Annotated in this window: 14 protein-coding genes; 11 read left to right on the top strand and 3 right to left on the bottom strand. The window is 65.2% G+C overall.

Annotated features, from left to right (window positions below):
- The first annotated feature begins 15 nt into the window (after positions 1-15).
- The 7 genes from CFB41_RS28610 to CFB41_RS28580 all read left to right on the top strand — a co-directional run bounded on the left by CFB41_RS28610 (position 16) and on the right by CFB41_RS28580 (position 5,640).
- Positions 16-741: a hypothetical protein gene (locus tag CFB41_RS28610; protein WP_256941242.1), complete on the top strand. Its 726-nt coding sequence runs from the start codon at positions 16-18 to the stop codon at positions 739-741.
- A gap of 233 nt (positions 742-974) precedes the next feature.
- Positions 975-1,232 (top strand): PAAR domain-containing protein, encoded by a 258-nt coding sequence (locus CFB41_RS28605; protein ID WP_089458778.1) that lies wholly within the window; start codon positions 975-977, stop codon positions 1,230-1,232.
- Positions 1,229-2,638 carry a hypothetical protein gene (locus CFB41_RS28600; RefSeq protein WP_089458777.1) on the top strand — a complete coding sequence of 470 codons (1,410 nt, stop codon included), beginning with the start codon at positions 1,229-1,231 and terminating at the stop codon, positions 2,636-2,638. Before CFB41_RS28605 ends, CFB41_RS28600 begins: the two co-directional genes overlap by 4 nt.
- Positions 2,639-2,703: 65 nt before the next feature.
- Complete coding sequence (locus CFB41_RS28595) at positions 2,704-3,126, top strand: hypothetical protein (RefSeq protein ID WP_089458776.1); 423 nt, start codon at positions 2,704-2,706, stop codon at positions 3,124-3,126.
- Between the two features lie 282 nt (positions 3,127-3,408).
- Positions 3,409-4,551 (top strand): glycosyltransferase, encoded by a 1,143-nt coding sequence (locus CFB41_RS28590; protein WP_089458775.1) that lies wholly within the window; start codon positions 3,409-3,411, stop codon positions 4,549-4,551.
- A complete protein-coding gene (locus CFB41_RS28585; protein WP_089458774.1) occupies positions 4,548-5,042 on the top strand; it encodes a hypothetical protein in 495 nt (164 codons plus the stop codon). Before CFB41_RS28590 ends, CFB41_RS28585 begins: the two co-directional genes overlap by 4 nt.
- Positions 5,043-5,055: 13 nt before the next feature.
- Positions 5,056-5,640 (top strand): dual specificity protein phosphatase family protein, encoded by a 585-nt coding sequence (locus CFB41_RS28580; RefSeq protein WP_089458773.1) that lies wholly within the window; start codon positions 5,056-5,058, stop codon positions 5,638-5,640.
- A gap of 84 nt (positions 5,641-5,724) precedes the next feature.
- Here the strand turns inward: CFB41_RS28580 and betA are convergent, their stop codons facing one another.
- Genes betA through betI form a run of 3 tightly spaced genes read right to left on the bottom strand, consistent with a single transcriptional unit; the run spans position 5,725 to position 9,537 of the window.
- Positions 5,725-7,425, bottom strand: coding sequence for a choline dehydrogenase (gene betA / locus CFB41_RS28575; protein ID WP_089458772.1), 1,701 nt, complete (start codon positions 7,423-7,425; stop codon positions 5,725-5,727).
- A gap of 25 nt (positions 7,426-7,450) precedes the next feature.
- Positions 7,451-8,920, bottom strand: a complete 1,470-nt coding sequence (betB, locus tag CFB41_RS28570; RefSeq protein WP_089458771.1) for a betaine-aldehyde dehydrogenase — start codon at positions 8,918-8,920, stop codon at positions 7,451-7,453.
- 32 nt (positions 8,921-8,952) lie between these two features.
- A complete protein-coding gene (gene betI / locus CFB41_RS28565) occupies positions 8,953-9,537 on the bottom strand; it encodes a transcriptional regulator BetI (RefSeq protein WP_046549621.1) in 585 nt (194 codons plus the stop codon).
- A gap of 732 nt (positions 9,538-10,269) precedes the next feature.
- Between betI and CFB41_RS28555 the strand changes: the two genes are divergently transcribed.
- The 4 genes from CFB41_RS28555 to CFB41_RS28540 all read left to right on the top strand — a co-directional run bounded on the left by CFB41_RS28555 (position 10,270) and on the right by CFB41_RS28540 (position 14,708).
- Positions 10,270-11,172, top strand: a complete 903-nt coding sequence (locus CFB41_RS28555; protein ID WP_089441755.1) for an alpha/beta fold hydrolase — start codon at positions 10,270-10,272, stop codon at positions 11,170-11,172.
- 67 nt (positions 11,173-11,239) lie between these two features.
- Positions 11,240-11,809 (top strand): isoprenylcysteine carboxylmethyltransferase family protein, encoded by a 570-nt coding sequence (locus CFB41_RS28550; RefSeq protein WP_046549619.1) that lies wholly within the window; start codon positions 11,240-11,242, stop codon positions 11,807-11,809.
- 17 nt (positions 11,810-11,826) lie between these two features.
- Positions 11,827-13,110 (top strand): glycosyltransferase, encoded by a 1,284-nt coding sequence (locus tag CFB41_RS28545; RefSeq protein ID WP_089458770.1) that lies wholly within the window; start codon positions 11,827-11,829, stop codon positions 13,108-13,110.
- A complete protein-coding gene (locus tag CFB41_RS28540; protein WP_089458769.1) occupies positions 13,107-14,708 on the top strand; it encodes a DHA2 family efflux MFS transporter permease subunit in 1,602 nt (533 codons plus the stop codon). Before CFB41_RS28545 ends, CFB41_RS28540 begins: the two co-directional genes overlap by 4 nt.
- The last annotated feature ends 10 nt before the right edge of the window (positions 14,709-14,718 follow it).

Below are 14,718 nucleotides of genomic sequence, written 5' to 3'. Positions count from 1 at the left end.
AAGATGAGAAATAGAGTGGCAGTGCTTGCTCTGCTGCAGGGTTGTGCGGCCCAACCGCCGGCGCGCCCCGTCTTTGGATTGGGCGATTTCATGAGTTCGAAGCTGGAGACGCTGCCATACGACTCACCGCCGCAGGTGATCTATCGGATCGATGATCACCGGTTTGTGACGCTGGAGCGTTATCGCGACTGCAATCACGGAGAAAGCTACTACAACGATACGCGTGCAGGGATCCGAAAATATCTGGGTCGAGGTCTTTTCGAGAATTTTCAGGGACGCATTATCAACGCAGACCCGACCGGTATGAATATTGTCCTCCCGCTGGCGTATCCTCCTCATCTGATCTGCGGAAATGGTGAAAAGGGCTGCGTGGTTCCCTTCTGGTATTCGGCAGATGGCGGGAGAACGTTCCGAGCTCGGTCTTATGCAGATCACAATTTCGATTCATTCACGGATTCTAAAAAATACACATTCGCGACGACCAAAGACAAGTTATTCGTGGCGAGAAAGTATCAATTTCGGAGGGATCTGCCGGACTATGATCTTCAAGTCAAACAGTATCCGCTCATCCCGGGTATCAACGTTGGCGGACCCTATCCACCAGGTTTTCAGGCGGATGGCGCGTGGCAATCCAGGAAGAAATTGATGCCCGACGGTCTTCATACACCCTCCGGCCAAGATCGAATCACATGCGATTCATCGCTCAAACCCACAAATCCTGACGCGCCGCTGACACCGTGACGCGTATGACTACCTTTACTCGGAGAAGGAAACTAAATGAGAAATAGAGGACTGCAGATCTTGTATTCGATGATTGTCTTGACGCTGATGACGGGATGTTCTGTTCCACTTGGCTTCTACCCTTGACCGCTGCGCGAGAGCCGCAGGCCGAATCGCCACCGGAAACTCTGGTCTCGCCGTGGAGTGCCTGCAACCGCATCCAAGCATGCATTTACCCAACGGATCCACTACCGATGAAAATCCCCGTTCGCCTCGGCGACTCCACCACACACGGAGGCGTCGTCAAAACCGCTTCCTCGACCTTCATCCTCGACGGCAGCAAGATTGCCCTGCATCACGACATCGTGTCGTGCCCCGAGCACGGCGACAACCGCATCGTTGAATCCGGCGAAGGCTATAACGAAGGCGGCCGAGGGTGGGCGCTCAACCGTTGCCGTACAGCCTGTGGCAGCGAAGTCATCGCCAGCGGTACCGGGGTGAGACTCTTATGAAAATGAAATGGACTGTTTCCGATGTCGCCGAATACCAGTACGGCAAGCCGCCGTCGATCTGGTGGTACGTGATCGCGTTCGTCGTCATCCAGGTTGCGGGCATCGTCATAACAGTCCTCAACTGGGAGCAGGGTAAGTCGATGATCTCCGGCGCGTTCTTCGGGCGCGCCGTGTTGATTCCGCTGCTCTTCTGGGGTGGCATCAGCGCGTGGATCTATAGCCGTTACGAGGACTGGGTCGCACGGGTCGACTGGTGGAACCATCTGTGCCGGCTACACCATGCCCGACGGCGAGAATGGACGTGTGCCCACGTGGCGATACTGGGCAGCGTGGTGCTGACACCCGAACCCGATCTGGCGGAACGTCTGCTCGGGCTCGAAGGGAGGGCACCGATGAATCCGGGCAAGATCATGGCCTTGCCCGAGCTGGTTGTTTCGGCGGGCGTATCGCGCATGGCGCAGGTGATCGAGCAGTTGATCAAGCCGCTCACCGCGCACATTTCGAACCTCGCGGATACCTGCGTCTTCGATGTGATCCTGCATTCCGATGATCCGCAACATGCGGCCGAACTTCAGGCAGTGTGGCGGAAACTGGGTTTGTCCGATCTCGCCGATCTCCGATGGGCGCCGTTCGACGGAAAGGTCGATCAGCCGGAGCAGTGGTTCGATCCGGGCCTGGGGTCGAGTGTCCGGTTGGTACTCGGTTGCCAGTTGCACATCGAGGGAAAGGAGCCGTCCTGCTCGGAGATAGCCACTGCGATGCTGCTTGCTCCTCCTAAGGTCGTCGCGGCGTTCAAGGGGAAACTCAAGCCGCAGGCTCGCGTGTTTCGCCCGATTTCGACACCATCCGACTCCGTCGCGGACGCGCTGGAAAGACTGCTGTCGGTCGAACAGACAGCCCGTGCACGCATCCGGCACGGCTGGTCCAGCGGGTTGTCGCGACAGAGCCGCCACGCGACGAGCGGTGCGATCAAGGACGCCGGTCTCAACCTGGCCGAACACGATCTGGACGGTGCGATCGGTGAACCCGGCCCGGTGAGTGCATGGCTACTCCTGGCGCTCGCGGCGCAAATGGTGGAACACGGGCAGGGCGCTCAACTGGTCGCGTCGCCGCAAGGTCAGGACGTGACGCTGAATCTGGTCGGGACCCGGAGCACGCCTGTTCCACGCGTTAGCGAGGCAAGCGTTCGTGTCCTCGATGTGTCCGTTTTCATCGGCCTGACCTGCGGCCTGGCCATGTCCCTGTTTCTGTTCTATGCGGCGGGTGCCTCCGACACCTGGTTCCTGGGGGCCAGTGTGGTGTATGGACTGAGCGCTTTGCTGACGATCGTCGGGTGCTGGGTACGGCGCCGTGTGGTGGAAGACGACTTTGACGACAGGTTGCGATGTTCGACGGAGCAGGCGTGAGCAGGCGCCGATCACGCAACGACGATGCAGGCCCAGCATACAACGGCAACGCTCGACGCCGACCCATGCTCAAGCCGTATCTGCTGCTCGTCTCCTGCTGGAGCGGAATCGTGGCATGCGCGCTCTATACGACCGTCGTCGGATGGCTTGCCGCATTGGATCTCGGCAGTTCCGTCCCGCTTCAATGGGCGCTCATGCTGTGGGGCGCCACGGTCGGCTGGATCGTCGCGGAAGCTTTCCACGAGTGGCAGCTTCATCTTGCCGCGCGGCTCTACTGCGAAGACATCGCCGACGGCGTGTGCCCCGATCGCGGGATGCAAATGACGTCTGCGAATGCCTGGAAATGGTATCGGCGGCAACGCTCGCCGTGGTGGATCAGTTCGAAGCGCGCGCGGCCTGACACGCATCCGGCCGACGCGATCGCGCGCCTGGAGGGCCGCAACCCGCCTCCTCGCAACGCGCAGAGGGACAAGTGCGATCTCCGCTGACGAAGGATTGTCGGCAGAGATCGTGTCGGCTCCGCACGGGTTTCGTGGCGATTCGTCTGCCGTCCCGAATCGTTCGATCGGCGTCTTCACTCGCACGCGGACATGTCAGACTGACGACCGTCTAAACTCGGACGACCGAGCGGGACCGCACGCCGGAATCCGGACGAAGTATGATCCGGAAGCGGTCGGCAATGGCGATTCACGTCATTCGATGTCGCTGAACCTCGCAATCGCTCACGCAGACTCAGCATCCGGATCAAACCTTTCGAAACGGTCAGTCAGATGTCAAAGCAAAACAAGAAGATCCTCCTCCTGAGCGTCAGCGCCGGCGCCGGCCATACCCGGGCGGCCGAAGCGATCCGCGCGTTTGCCGAGCATCATCCCGCCGGCATCGAAGCCACCCACCTGGACGTGATGGATTTCGTATCCACCGGTTTCCGCAAGCTGTACACCGATCTCTACATCAAGCTCGTCAGCAGCCAGCCCGCGCTGTGGGGCTACCTGTACCAGAAGACCGACGAAGTCGATCCCGCCGCGCCGTCGCAGAAGATCCGGCGCGCGATCGAGCGGCTCAATTGCCGGGCACTGCTCGCGGAGATCGAACGACAGCGCCCGGACGCGATCATCTGCACGCATTTCCTGCCCGCCGAGCTGCTGTCGCGTGAGATCCGCAAGGGGCGCGTCGACACGCCGGTGTGGGTGCAGGTCACCGATTTCGACCTGCACAGCATGTGGGTCGTGCCGAACATGCGCGGCTATTTCGCGGCCAACGACGAGATCGCGTGGCGCATGCATGCGCGCGGCATGGCGCCCGACACGGTACACGTCAGCGGCATCCCGATCATGCCGGCGTTCGGCCAGCCGCTCGATCGCGCGGCCTGCGCGGCCGAATTCGGCCTCGATCCCGCGCGCCGGACTTTCCTGATGATGTCCGGCGGCGCGGGTCTCGGCGGGCTCGACGTGCTGGCCGCACGCCTGCTGGAGATGGAGGCCGACTTCCAGCTGATCGCGCTGGCCGGCAAGAACAAGGCGATGCTGGCGTCGTTGCAGGAACTCGCCGCGCAACACCCGGGCCGGCTGTTTCCGCAGGGCTTCACGCAGCAGGTCGAGCGCCTGATGGCCTGCGCCGATCTCGTGATCACGAAGCCGGGCGGCCTGACGACGTCCGAGTGTCTGGCGATGCAACTGCCGATGATCGTCAACTCGCCGATTCCGGGCCAGGAAGAGCGCAACGCGGATTTCCTGCTCGAACAGGGCGTCGCGCTGAAGGCGATCGACGACGATGCGCTCGTCTACCGGATCCGCGCGTTACTGCAGACGCCCGAGCGTCTCGCCGACATGCGCCGCCGTCTCGCGCCGCTCGGGCGGCCGCTCGCCGGCCGCTTCGTGCTCGATCGCGTGCTGGGCCTGGAGCCGGCCGCATGAGCGGCGCACGCTTTGTGCCGACGCGTCATACGGTGTTCGTCGTTGCATGGGTCGTGCTGCTCGCGTACTTCTTCGCGCACGTCGAGATCCAGATCGAAGGCAGCGCGGGCTGGGCCGCCAACCTGCCGACGTGGCGCATCGAGCATCACTGGCTGCTCGACCTCTTCTGGGGCGGGCGGCCGATGACCGGCTACCACGCATGGGTGTTCCCGTTCGTCGCGCTGTTCTTTCACCTGCCGGCCGTATTCAACGGACGGTGGTCGTGGCGCATCGAAGCGCGGATCATCGCGTGCATCATGGTGTTCTGGCTGACCGAGGATTTCCTGTGGTTCGTGCTGAATCCGGCGTATGGCCTGGCCCGCTTCAATCCGGCGAACGTGCCGTGGCATATCCACTGGCTGGGCGTGGCCCCGACCGACTACTGGACGATGAGCGCCGCCGCGATCGTGCTGTTCGTCGTTTCCCGCGAGCGCAAGCGCGCCTTCTATTGATCTCCGACCCGACATGAAAATCGCCATCATTGCCGCGATCGCCGTCGCGTTTGCCGGGCGCGTACAGCCGGCCCACGCGGACCCGGCCTCCGAGGTGTCCGCCCGGCCGATCAAATGGGCACAGAGCGTGACCGATGCGCATGTGAACAACCTGCACCGCATCACGCCGACGCTGTATCGCAGCGCCCAGCTGTCGCGCTCGGACGTGCCGGAACTGCAGAAGCTCGGCATCCGCAAGGTCATCAGCTTCCGTTCGTTTCACGCGGACGACGCCATCCTGGCCGGCACGCAGATCAGGATGCAGCGCATCCGGATCAACACGTGGGACATCCGCGACGAGGACATGGTGACCGCGCTGAAGGCGCTGCGCACGGCCGACCAGGACGGCCCGGTGCTGATCCACTGCCAGCACGGCGCCGATCGCACCGGCCTCGTGTCGGCGTTGTACCGGATGGTGTATCAGGGCTGGACGCGCGAGCAGGCGCTCGATGAACTGCAGCACGGCGGCTACGGGTTCCATCCGATCTGGCAGAACATTACGAACTACTTGAAAAACGTCGACGTCGAGCGCTTGAAGCGGGAAGTGAACAGCGGCTGACGATCCCATGCAAAACGCCGCCGACAATGGCTGTCGGCGGCGTTTCGTCAGTACGTCGATACGCGGGCACCACGCCCGCCGCCGTCAGACCGTCTCCGGCTGCCGCACCGCCTTCGCGATATTGCGGGCCATTGCGCCATTCGCGACGAAGTAAGGCACGTCCACGCGCGCAAGCGGCTTGCGCCCGCGAATCTTGTCCGCGATTTTCTCGGCGATCATGATCGTCGGCGCATTGAGGTTGCCGGTCGTGATGATCGGCATGATCGACGCATCGACGACGCGCAGCCCTTCGAGCCCGTGCACGCGGCCTTCTTCATCGACCACGGCCATGTCGTCGTAACCCATCTTGCACGAGCACGACGGATGGAACGCGGTCTCCGCGCGAGCCCGCACGAACGCGTCGAGTTCCTTGTCGGACTTGCAGTCCGCACCCGGATTCAGTTCGCGGCCGCGATATCGATCGAGCGCGGGCTGCCGCATGATCTCGCGTGTCGCACGGATCGCGTCGCGGAACTCGCGCCAGTCGAGCGCTTCGGCCATGTAGTTGAACAGGATGCTCGGATGGTCGTTCGGATCGCGCGAGCGCAGCTTCACGCGGCCGCGGCTCGGCGAGCGCATCGAGCCGACGTGCGCCTGGAAGCCGTGCATCTCGATCGCGTTCGAGCCGTTGTAGTTGATCGCGACAGGCAGGAAGTGATACTGGATGTTCGGCCACAGATCGTCGTCGCGCGTGCGGATGAAACCGCCCGCCTCGAAGTGGTTGCTCGCGCCGAGGCCGGTGCCGTTCAGCATCCATTCGAGGCCGATCTTCGGCTGGTTCCACCACTTGAGCGCCGGGTACAGCGAGACCGGCTCCTTGCACTCGTACTGGATGTACATCTCCAGGTGATCCTGCAGGTTCTGGCCGACGCCGGGCAGGTCGAGCACGACGGGAATGTCGAGTTCCTTCAGCCATGCACCGGGGCCGACGCCCGAGCGTTGCAGCAGCTGCGGCGACGCGATCGCGCCGCTGCACACGAGCACTTCGCGGCGCGCATGCGCGGTCGCGCGTTCGCTGCCGCGCAGGTACGTGACGCCCGACGCGCGCTTGCCGTCGAACAGGATGCGATCGGCGAGCGCGTGCGTGACGATCTCGAGGTTCGAGCGCACCTTCGCCTGGTCGAGGTAGCCGCGCGCGGTGCTGGCGCGGCGGCCCTTCGGCGTGACGGTGCGATCCATCGGGCCGAAACCTTCCTGCTGATAGCCGTTCAGGTCGTCGGTGCGCGGATAGCCGGCCTGCACGCCTGCATCGACCATCGCCTCGAACAGCGGGTTCACGCCCGGCTTGCTGGTCGTGACCGACACGGGGCCGCTGCCGCCGTGATAGTCGTTCGGGCCGACGTCGCGCGTTTCGGCTTTCTTGAAGTACGGCAGGCAGTCGAGATACGTCCAGTTCTCGAGGCCCTTGTGCGTCGACCAGTTGTCGTAGTCGAGCGCGTTGCCGCGGATGTAGCACATGCCGTTGATCAGCGACGAGCCGCCGAGCCCCTTGCCGCGGCCGCATTCCATCCGGCGGTTGTCCATGTGCGGCTCGGGGTCGGTTTCGTAGGCCCAGTTGTAGCGGCGGCCCTGCAGCGGATAGGCGAGGGCGGCCGGCATCTGCGTGCGGAAGTCGAAGCGGTAGTCGGGGCCACCCGCTTCGAGCAGCAGCACCGTCACGTCCGGATCTTCCGTCAGGCGCGTTGCGAGCACGTTGCCCGCGGAACCCGCGCCGCAGATGATGTAGTCGTATTCGCGTGTCGTCATGACGGTCAGTCTCCTTTCGTGATCCTTAAAACACCGGGTTGTAGCGGCCGAGCTCGACCTGCACCGACTTGATTCGAGTGTAGTGCTCGAGCGTCGTGATGCCGTTCTCGCGTCCGACACCGGATTGCTTGTATCCGCCAACCGGCATCTCCGCCGGCGATTCGCCCCACGTGTTGATCCAGCAGATGCCGGCTTCGAGGCGATGGATCGTGCGGTGCGCGCGCGACAGGTTCTCGGTCACGACGCCGGCCGCGAGCCCGTAGTGCGTGTCGTTCGCGCGGGCGATCACTTCGTCCTCCGATTCGAAATCGAGGATGCTCATCACCGGCCCGAAGATTTCCTCGCGGACGATCTTCATGTCGTCGCGGCAATCGCCGAACACGGTCGGCGCGACGTACTGGCCGCTGCCGAAGTGGCCGTCGGTCAGGCGCGTGCCGCCCGCGAGCAGCTTCGCGCCTTCGGCCTTGCCGCTTTCGATGAAGCCGAGCACCTTGTCGAGCTGCGCGGCCGACACGAGCGGGCCGAAGTTGGTCTCGGCATCGGTCGGCTTGCCGACACGGATGCGCTTCACGCGTTCGAGCACCTTTTGCGTGAACGCGTCCTTGACCGAACGGTGCACGAACACGCGCGTGCCGTTCGTGCAGACCTGGCCCGAGCTGAAGAAGTTGGCGGTCACCGCGATGTCGGCGGCTCGGTCGAGGTCCGCATCGTCGAACACGATCAGCGGCGACTTGCCGCCGAGCTCCATCGTCACTTCCTTCAGCGACGATGCGCCGGCCAGCGACATCACCTTCTTGCCGGTTTCGACGCCGCCGGTGAACGACACCTTCGCGATGTCCGGGTGGCCCGTCAGCAGTGCGCCGACCGAGCCGTCGCCCTGCACGACGTTGAACACGCCGGCCGGCACGCCGGCTTCCGTATAGATTTCCGCGAGCTTCAACGCGGTGAGCGGCGTGACTTCGCTCGGCTTGAACACCATCGCGTTGCCGGCCGCGAGCGCGGGGGCCGTCTTCCAGCACGCGATCTGGATCGGGTAGTTCCACGCGCCGATGCCCGCGCACACGCCGAGCGGCTCGCGGCGCGTGTAGACGAACGACTCGGCGCGCAGCGGCACCTGCAGCCCTTCGATCGCGGTCGCGAGGCCCGCGTAGTACTCGATCACGTCCGCGCCGGTGACGATGTCGACCGCGAGCGTCTCGCCGATCGGCTTGCCCGTGTCGCGCGTTTCCAGCGCCGCGAGTTCGTCGTTGCGCTCGCGCAGCAGGTCGACCGCGCGGCGCAGGATGCGCGAGCGCTGCATCGCGGTCAGCGCGGCCCATTCACGCTGGCCTTCCTGCGCGGACGCCACCGCGCGGTCGACGTCGGCCGCGCTGGCCTGCTGGACCTGCGCGAGCAGTTCGCCGGTGGCGGGATCGAAGGTGTCGAAAGTCTTGCCGCTCGTGGCGTCGACGTAACCGCCGCCGATGTAGAGGCGCTGCAAACCGAATACGGACATGAGGATCTCCTTGAGGGCGACTGCGTCGCGCGTCAGTCGGACGCGAGCAGCAGGTCGATGTAATCGTGGGCGAGCTTCAATGCAGCCCGGGTGTCGATCGGGCCGCCGGCGAGTGCACCGCGCAGCCACAGGCCGTCGATCAGCGCGGCGAGGCCGCTGGCGGCTTCGCGCGCTTGCGTGCGCGGCAACGCCTTCGCGAATTCGGCGCACAGGTTCGAGTGGAGGCGCCGCGTGTTGACGTGCTGCAGGCGCTTGAGCATCGGGTCGTGCATGCTCTGCGACCAGAACGCGAGCCAGGTCTTCATCACGGGCGCGCTGACCTGCGTGTCGTCGAAGTTCGCGGCGACGATCGCGCGCAGCCGGGCGCGCGGATCCTTGCGTGCCGCCACGCGGCGGCGCGTGGTGGCCGACCAGAGGTCGCGCAGCACGTGCCGCATCGTCGCTTCGAGCAGGCCGTCCTTGTCGCCGAAGTAGTGGCTGACGATGCCCGTCGAGATGTTCGCGCGTTGCGCGACCGATGCGAGCGTCGTGCCGGGCAGGCCCGCCTCGTCGATCGAGCGCAGCGTGGCGTCGATCAACTGTGCGCGGCGAATCTCCCGCATTCCGACTTTCGGCATCGCGACTCCTTTCGCCCGGACGGGCCGTCCATGGAAGTCGAGAGCTTAGCGGTTTTTTATTGATCGTTCAATCAACAAAAAATCGGGGTCTGACGGCGACGGCGGGTACCGGGCAGGTGAGCGGCAGGTGAATGGGACCTCCGATCGCGCGTTGTGCAGGTGCGGAAAAATAATTGAAAGATGTTTAAAAAAGGTGGAGTTTGTTTAAAACGCTTCCTGAAGCGAGCACTCAATCCGGTTAATCGTTGCAGGTGTCGAATCGATTACGGAATGAAAGAGTAATGAGCTGTGTGATATTTGTTTAAACGCGGAAGTCGATGCGCGAGACGGCGTCACGATTCATTCATGAAAGTCCGTTTGAAATGGGCGAATGAAAAGAAATAACGTATTGATTATAAATGAAAGTTCGTCAAATAAACGGGGATCGACTGCCGCTCCGCAAACGATTGCGGCCGCCCTCGACCGAATTCCGCTTACCATAAAAAATGTGGGAATAATTTGAATCTGCCGCATTTCCTAACGGAGTAGAGGTTATCGTTGGAATGACTTGAGTCAGTAATATTGTCCGTATTAGTATGGCGCCGCACTACGAGGAATGAATCGATGCCGCCGGTATTGCCGCGGTGCATTGGCCAATCGCGCGATTCGGATCGCGCGTGACACACCGGCGCAGTCATTGCGCACCTGCAGCATGCCGCGACGTCGAGACGCCGCATCCACCGGAGAACGACGATGCTGACCGAAAAACACGTGGTCCCATTGCCGAATGGTCTGAAGGTCTATGTCGAACGGAACGTGTTCGACCCGGCGTTCGACACGGCGATGCTCGTCAACGGCGCGCTCGCGACGACCGCGTCGTTCGGGCAGACCGTCCAGTATCTCGGCGAGCGGATGAACACGATCTGCTTCGACCTGCCGTATGCGGGGCAGTCGCGCCAGCACAACCCGGGCTGCTTCATCCTGACGAAGGACGACGAAGCCGCGATCCTGCAGCACCTGGTCGAGCGCTTCGCGCCGGCGTACCTCGTGTCGGTGTCGTGGGGCGGCGTCGCGTCGCTGTTCGCGCTTGCACGCGGCTGCCCGAGCGTGCGGCGCGCGGCGATCTGCTCGTTCTCGCCGTTCCTGAACGACGCGATGGTCGACTACGTGACGCGCGCCCGCGACCACATCGCGGCCGGCGAGAACCTGAAGGCCGCGCAGCTGCTGAACGACACCGTCGGCCGCTACCTGCCGCGCATCATGAAGCTGTACAACTACCGGTATCTCACGCGCCTGCCGCGCGACGAGCAGGACCAGGTCGCGTTCCACGTCGACCAGATCCTGTCGCTGCAGCCGGAGCGCTACCTCAGCGAGTTCTCGAACATCGGCTGCGAGCTGCTGTTCCTGAACGGCGAGCGCGACGAATACACGACGCCCGCCGACGTGCGCCAGCTCGGCGCGCACGTGCCGCGCGCCCGGTTCGCGACGGTGCCGGACGCCGGCCACTTCCTCGACATCGAAGGCCGCGCGCAGCGCGAATACACGCGTTCGGCGTTGCTCGACTTTTTCTGCGGCGGGGCGTCGCTCGCCGCCGGCATGGCGCTCGCCGCCGCGCAGTCGTGCGTGCCCGCACCGATGCACGCGTTGTCGTCGTGACGCCGCACGCCGTGCGTCCGGTACGCGCGGCGCTCCCGAATTCCCATCCCAACGAGGCAGGCCCGCCGTGAATATCGTTCAGACCATCGCCATCGTCGTTCCGTGGGCCGTGTGGCTCGCCTACTGGATCGCCACTTCGCAAGGCGTGAAGACGACCGTGCGCAAGGAAGCGTCGCGCTCGCGCACGTTGCAGTCGATTCCGCTGATCGTCGGCGGCGCGCTGATCATCCTGCCCGATCCGTCGTGGCAGGCGCTCGTGCCGGACTGGCAGCGCTTCGGCCTGCAGGCGCAGTGCGGGCTCGCGGTGCTGGTGGCCGGCCTGCTGTTCTCGGTGTGGGCGCGGCTGCACCTCGGCACGAACTGGAGCGTGTCGGTCACACTGAAGGAAGACCATGAGCTCGTCCGCACGGGGCCGTATGGGCTCGTGCGTCACCCGATCTATACGGGCTGCCTGATCGCGCTCGTCGGCGCGGCGCTGATCGGCGGCGAATGGCGCGGTGCGATCGGCGTGCTGCTCGTGTTCGCGTCGCTCGCGTACAAGGTGCGCGTCGAGGAAAGCTGGCTGACCGGGTATTTCGGGCCGGCGTACACGCAGTACCGTCGCGAAGTCGCGGCGCTGATTCCCGGCTTCTACTGAACCCCGCGAGGCACGCGATGGCGAAGATGATCGTGACCGCGATCGGCTCGGCGGGCGACGTGCATCCGCTGCTCGGCGTCGCACGCACGCTCGCCGCGCGCGGTCACGACGTCGTGTTCTGCACGCATGTGCCGTTCGAGGCGGTCGTGCGCCGTTGCGGGTTCGCCTTCGTGCCGATCGGCACCGCGGCCGACTACGAGGCCGCGATGGCGAACCCCGCGCTGTGGGATTCGCGCACGTCGTTTCGCACGCTGTGGGCGGTCATCGCGCCCACGCTGCGCCCGCATTACGACGCGCTGCGTGCGCTGACCGACGACGATACGGTGCTCGTCGGCACGCTGTGGGCGTTCTCCGCGCGCTTCATGCAGGAGCTGCACGGCACGCCGTACGTGTCGGTGCAGGTGTCGCCGTCGACGCTGCTGTCCGCGCATGCGCCGCCGACGCACCCGCGCCTGACGATTCCCGCGCGCTGGCCGCTGCCCGTGAAGGCGGCGCTGATGACGCTGATCGAGCGGCAGGTGCTCGATCGCACGTGCGGCCCCGCGCTCAACGCGGTGCGCCGCGCGCTCGGGCTTGCGCCCGCGCAGCGCGTGCTGGGCCGCTGGCTGCATTCGACCGACGGCGTGCTGTGCCTGTTTCCCGGCTGGTTCGCGCCACCGCAGCCGGACTGGCCGTCGAATCATCTGCAAAGCGGTTTCCCGTTGTTCAACGATATTGCGACCTCCGAAGACGATGTGGCACTCGATGCGTATCTCGCGGCCGGTGAACCCCCGGTCGTGTTCACGGCCGGTTCGACACGCGTCGATCACGCGGCATACGCGCGCGCGGTGGCGGACGCGCTGCGCACGACCGGCGCGCGCGGGATCCTGCTGACGCCGCACGATGCGGCGCCGGACAGTGACCGCTTGCTCGTGCGGCGCTTCGTGCCGATGCGCACGCTGCTGCCGCGCTGCCGCGCGCTCGTGCATCACGGCGGGATCGGCACGGCGGCGCTCGCGTGCGAAGCCGGCATCGTGCAAGTCGTCACGCCGTTCGCGCACGATCAGTTCGACAACGCGCAACGCGTCGTCGCGAACGGCTGCGGCGTGCGCGTCGACGGCCCGATCGACGGCGCGCGGCTCGGCGCGGCGCTCGCGCGCGTGCTCGACGAACCCGCGTTCGCGGTGCATGCGGCGCGTACGCGTGCGCTGCTCGCGGCCGCGCCGGACGGCTGCAACGCGGCCGCCGATTTCATCGAACGGTTCGTGCCGAAGCGCGGGCGGGCGCGCGCGCGGGCCGATGTCGCGGTGGCCGGCGCATGAGCACCGCGTCGCCGCTTCACGACGGGCCGGTCGCGCCGTCCGCGTTCGACGCGCCGGCGCCGGCGCCTGCGCCGGCCGCGCGGCCGGTGCGCGGCATCCGGCTCGCGCTGCTGACGTTCGCGCTGTCGCTCGCGACCTTCATCGAGGTGCTCGACTCGACCGTGACGAACGTCGCGGTGCCGGCGATCTCCGGCAGTCTCGGCGTATCGAACAGCCAGGGCACGTGGGTGATCAGCTCGTATTCGGTCGCGGCCGCGATCGCGGTGCCGCTGACGGGCTGGCTCGCGCGCCGCGTCGGCGAGTTGCGGCTGTTTGTCGGCGCGATCCTGCTGTTCACGCTGACGTCGCTGCTGTGCGGGCTCGCGCGCGACCTGCACGTGCTGGTGGTCTGCCGCGCGCTGCAGGGGCTGTTTTCCGGGCCGATGGTGCCGCTGTCGCAGACGATCCTGCTGCGCACGTTCCCGCCGGACAAGCGCACGATCGCACTCGCGCTGTGGGCGATGACGGTGCTGCTCGCGCCGATCTTCGGGCCGGTGGTCGGCGGCTGGATCGTCGACAACTTCTCGTGGCCGTGGATCTTCCTGATCAATTTGCCGATCGGGCTGTTCTCGTTCGCGGTCTGCACCGCGATGCTGCGCCCCGACGCGCAACGTGGCGAGGCCGGCCCGATCGACGTGCCGGGCATCGTGCTGCTCGTGATCGGCGTCGGCTCGCTGCAGGCGATGCTCGATCTCGGCCACGATCGCGGCTGGTTCGGCTCGCCGCTGATCGTCACGCTCGCAGTGGTCGCGGCGCTCTCGATCGTGTCGCTGCTGATCTGGGAGGCAGGCGAAGCGCATCCCGTCGTCGATCTCAGCCTGTTCCGCGATCGCACGTTCTCGTTCTGTGTGCTGATCATCTCGCTCGGGATGATGAGCTTCTCGGTGGTCGGCGTCGTGTTTCCGCTGTGGATGCAGGCCGTGATGGGCTACAACGCGTTTCACGCGGGGCTCGCCACGGCGTCGCTCGGCGTGCTCGCGCTGGTGTTCTCGATCCTCGTCGGGCTGCATGCGCATCGCTTCGACGCGCGCGTGCTCGCGACCTTCGGCTTCCTCGTGTTCGCGGCCGTGCTCGCGTGGGACGCGCATTTCACGCTGAAGATGACGTTCGCGCAGATCGCCGCGCCGGGGCTGATCCAGGGGATCGGGCTGCCGTGCTTCTTCATTCCGCTGACCGCCGCGACGCTGTCGCGCATCCCGGACGACCGGCTCGCGGCCGCGTCGAGCCTGTCGAACTTCCTGCGTACGCTGTCCGCCGCGTTCGGCACCGCAATGAGCGTGACGCTGTGGGACAACCGCGCGACCTATCACTACGACGTCGTGTCGCAATCCGTCACGCACGCGTCGGCGAACACGCAGCGCTTCGTGCACACGCTGAACGCGATGGGCGTGGACGGCGTGCGCGAGCTGTCCACGCTGCACCAGGTCGTGATGCAGCAGGCGTACATGATGGCGACCAACGACATGTTCTGGATGGCGAGCATGACGTGTCTCGCCCTCGCGGCCATGATGTGGCTGACGCGGCCGAAGCGCGGCGCGGCGGCGTCGTTCGGGCATTGAGGAGAGGAAC

The sequence above is a fragment of the Burkholderia sp. AU33803 genome (assembly GCF_002223095.1).
Lineage (GTDB): Bacteria > Pseudomonadota > Gammaproteobacteria > Burkholderiales > Burkholderiaceae > Burkholderia.
The sequence above is the reverse complement of the archived record's forward strand: the minus strand, read 5'-3'. Positions and strand labels throughout refer to the sequence as shown.

What these genes read in the sequence shown, in the direction of transcription:
- CFB41_RS28605 (WP_089458778.1), top strand. Translation starts at nt 975, where the DNA reads ATGAAAATCCCCGTTCGCCTCGGCGACTCCACCACACACGGAGGCGTC.
- CFB41_RS28600 (WP_089458777.1), top strand. Translation starts at nt 1,229, where the DNA reads ATGAAAATGAAATGGACTGTTTCCGATGTCGCCGAATACCAGTACGGC.
- CFB41_RS28595 (WP_089458776.1), top strand. Translation starts at nt 2,704, where the DNA reads ATGCTCAAGCCGTATCTGCTGCTCGTCTCCTGCTGGAGCGGAATCGTG.
- CFB41_RS28590 (WP_089458775.1), top strand. Translation starts at nt 3,409, where the DNA reads ATGTCAAAGCAAAACAAGAAGATCCTCCTCCTGAGCGTCAGCGCCGGC.
- CFB41_RS28585 (WP_089458774.1), top strand. Translation starts at nt 4,548, where the DNA reads ATGAGCGGCGCACGCTTTGTGCCGACGCGTCATACGGTGTTCGTCGTT.
- CFB41_RS28580 (WP_089458773.1), top strand. Translation starts at nt 5,056, where the DNA reads ATGAAAATCGCCATCATTGCCGCGATCGCCGTCGCGTTTGCCGGGCGC.
- betA (WP_089458772.1), bottom strand. Translation starts at nt 7,425, where the DNA reads ATGACGACACGCGAATACGACTACATCATCTGCGGCGCGGGTTCCGCG.
- betB (WP_089458771.1), bottom strand. Translation starts at nt 8,920, where the DNA reads ATGTCCGTATTCGGTTTGCAGCGCCTCTACATCGGCGGCGGTTACGTC.
- betI (WP_046549621.1), bottom strand. Translation starts at nt 9,537, where the DNA reads ATGCCGAAAGTCGGAATGCGGGAGATTCGCCGCGCACAGTTGATCGAC.
- CFB41_RS28555 (WP_089441755.1), top strand. Translation starts at nt 10,270, where the DNA reads ATGCTGACCGAAAAACACGTGGTCCCATTGCCGAATGGTCTGAAGGTC.
- CFB41_RS28545 (WP_089458770.1), top strand. Translation starts at nt 11,827, where the DNA reads ATGGCGAAGATGATCGTGACCGCGATCGGCTCGGCGGGCGACGTGCAT.
- CFB41_RS28540 (WP_089458769.1), top strand. Translation starts at nt 13,107, where the DNA reads ATGAGCACCGCGTCGCCGCTTCACGACGGGCCGGTCGCGCCGTCCGCG.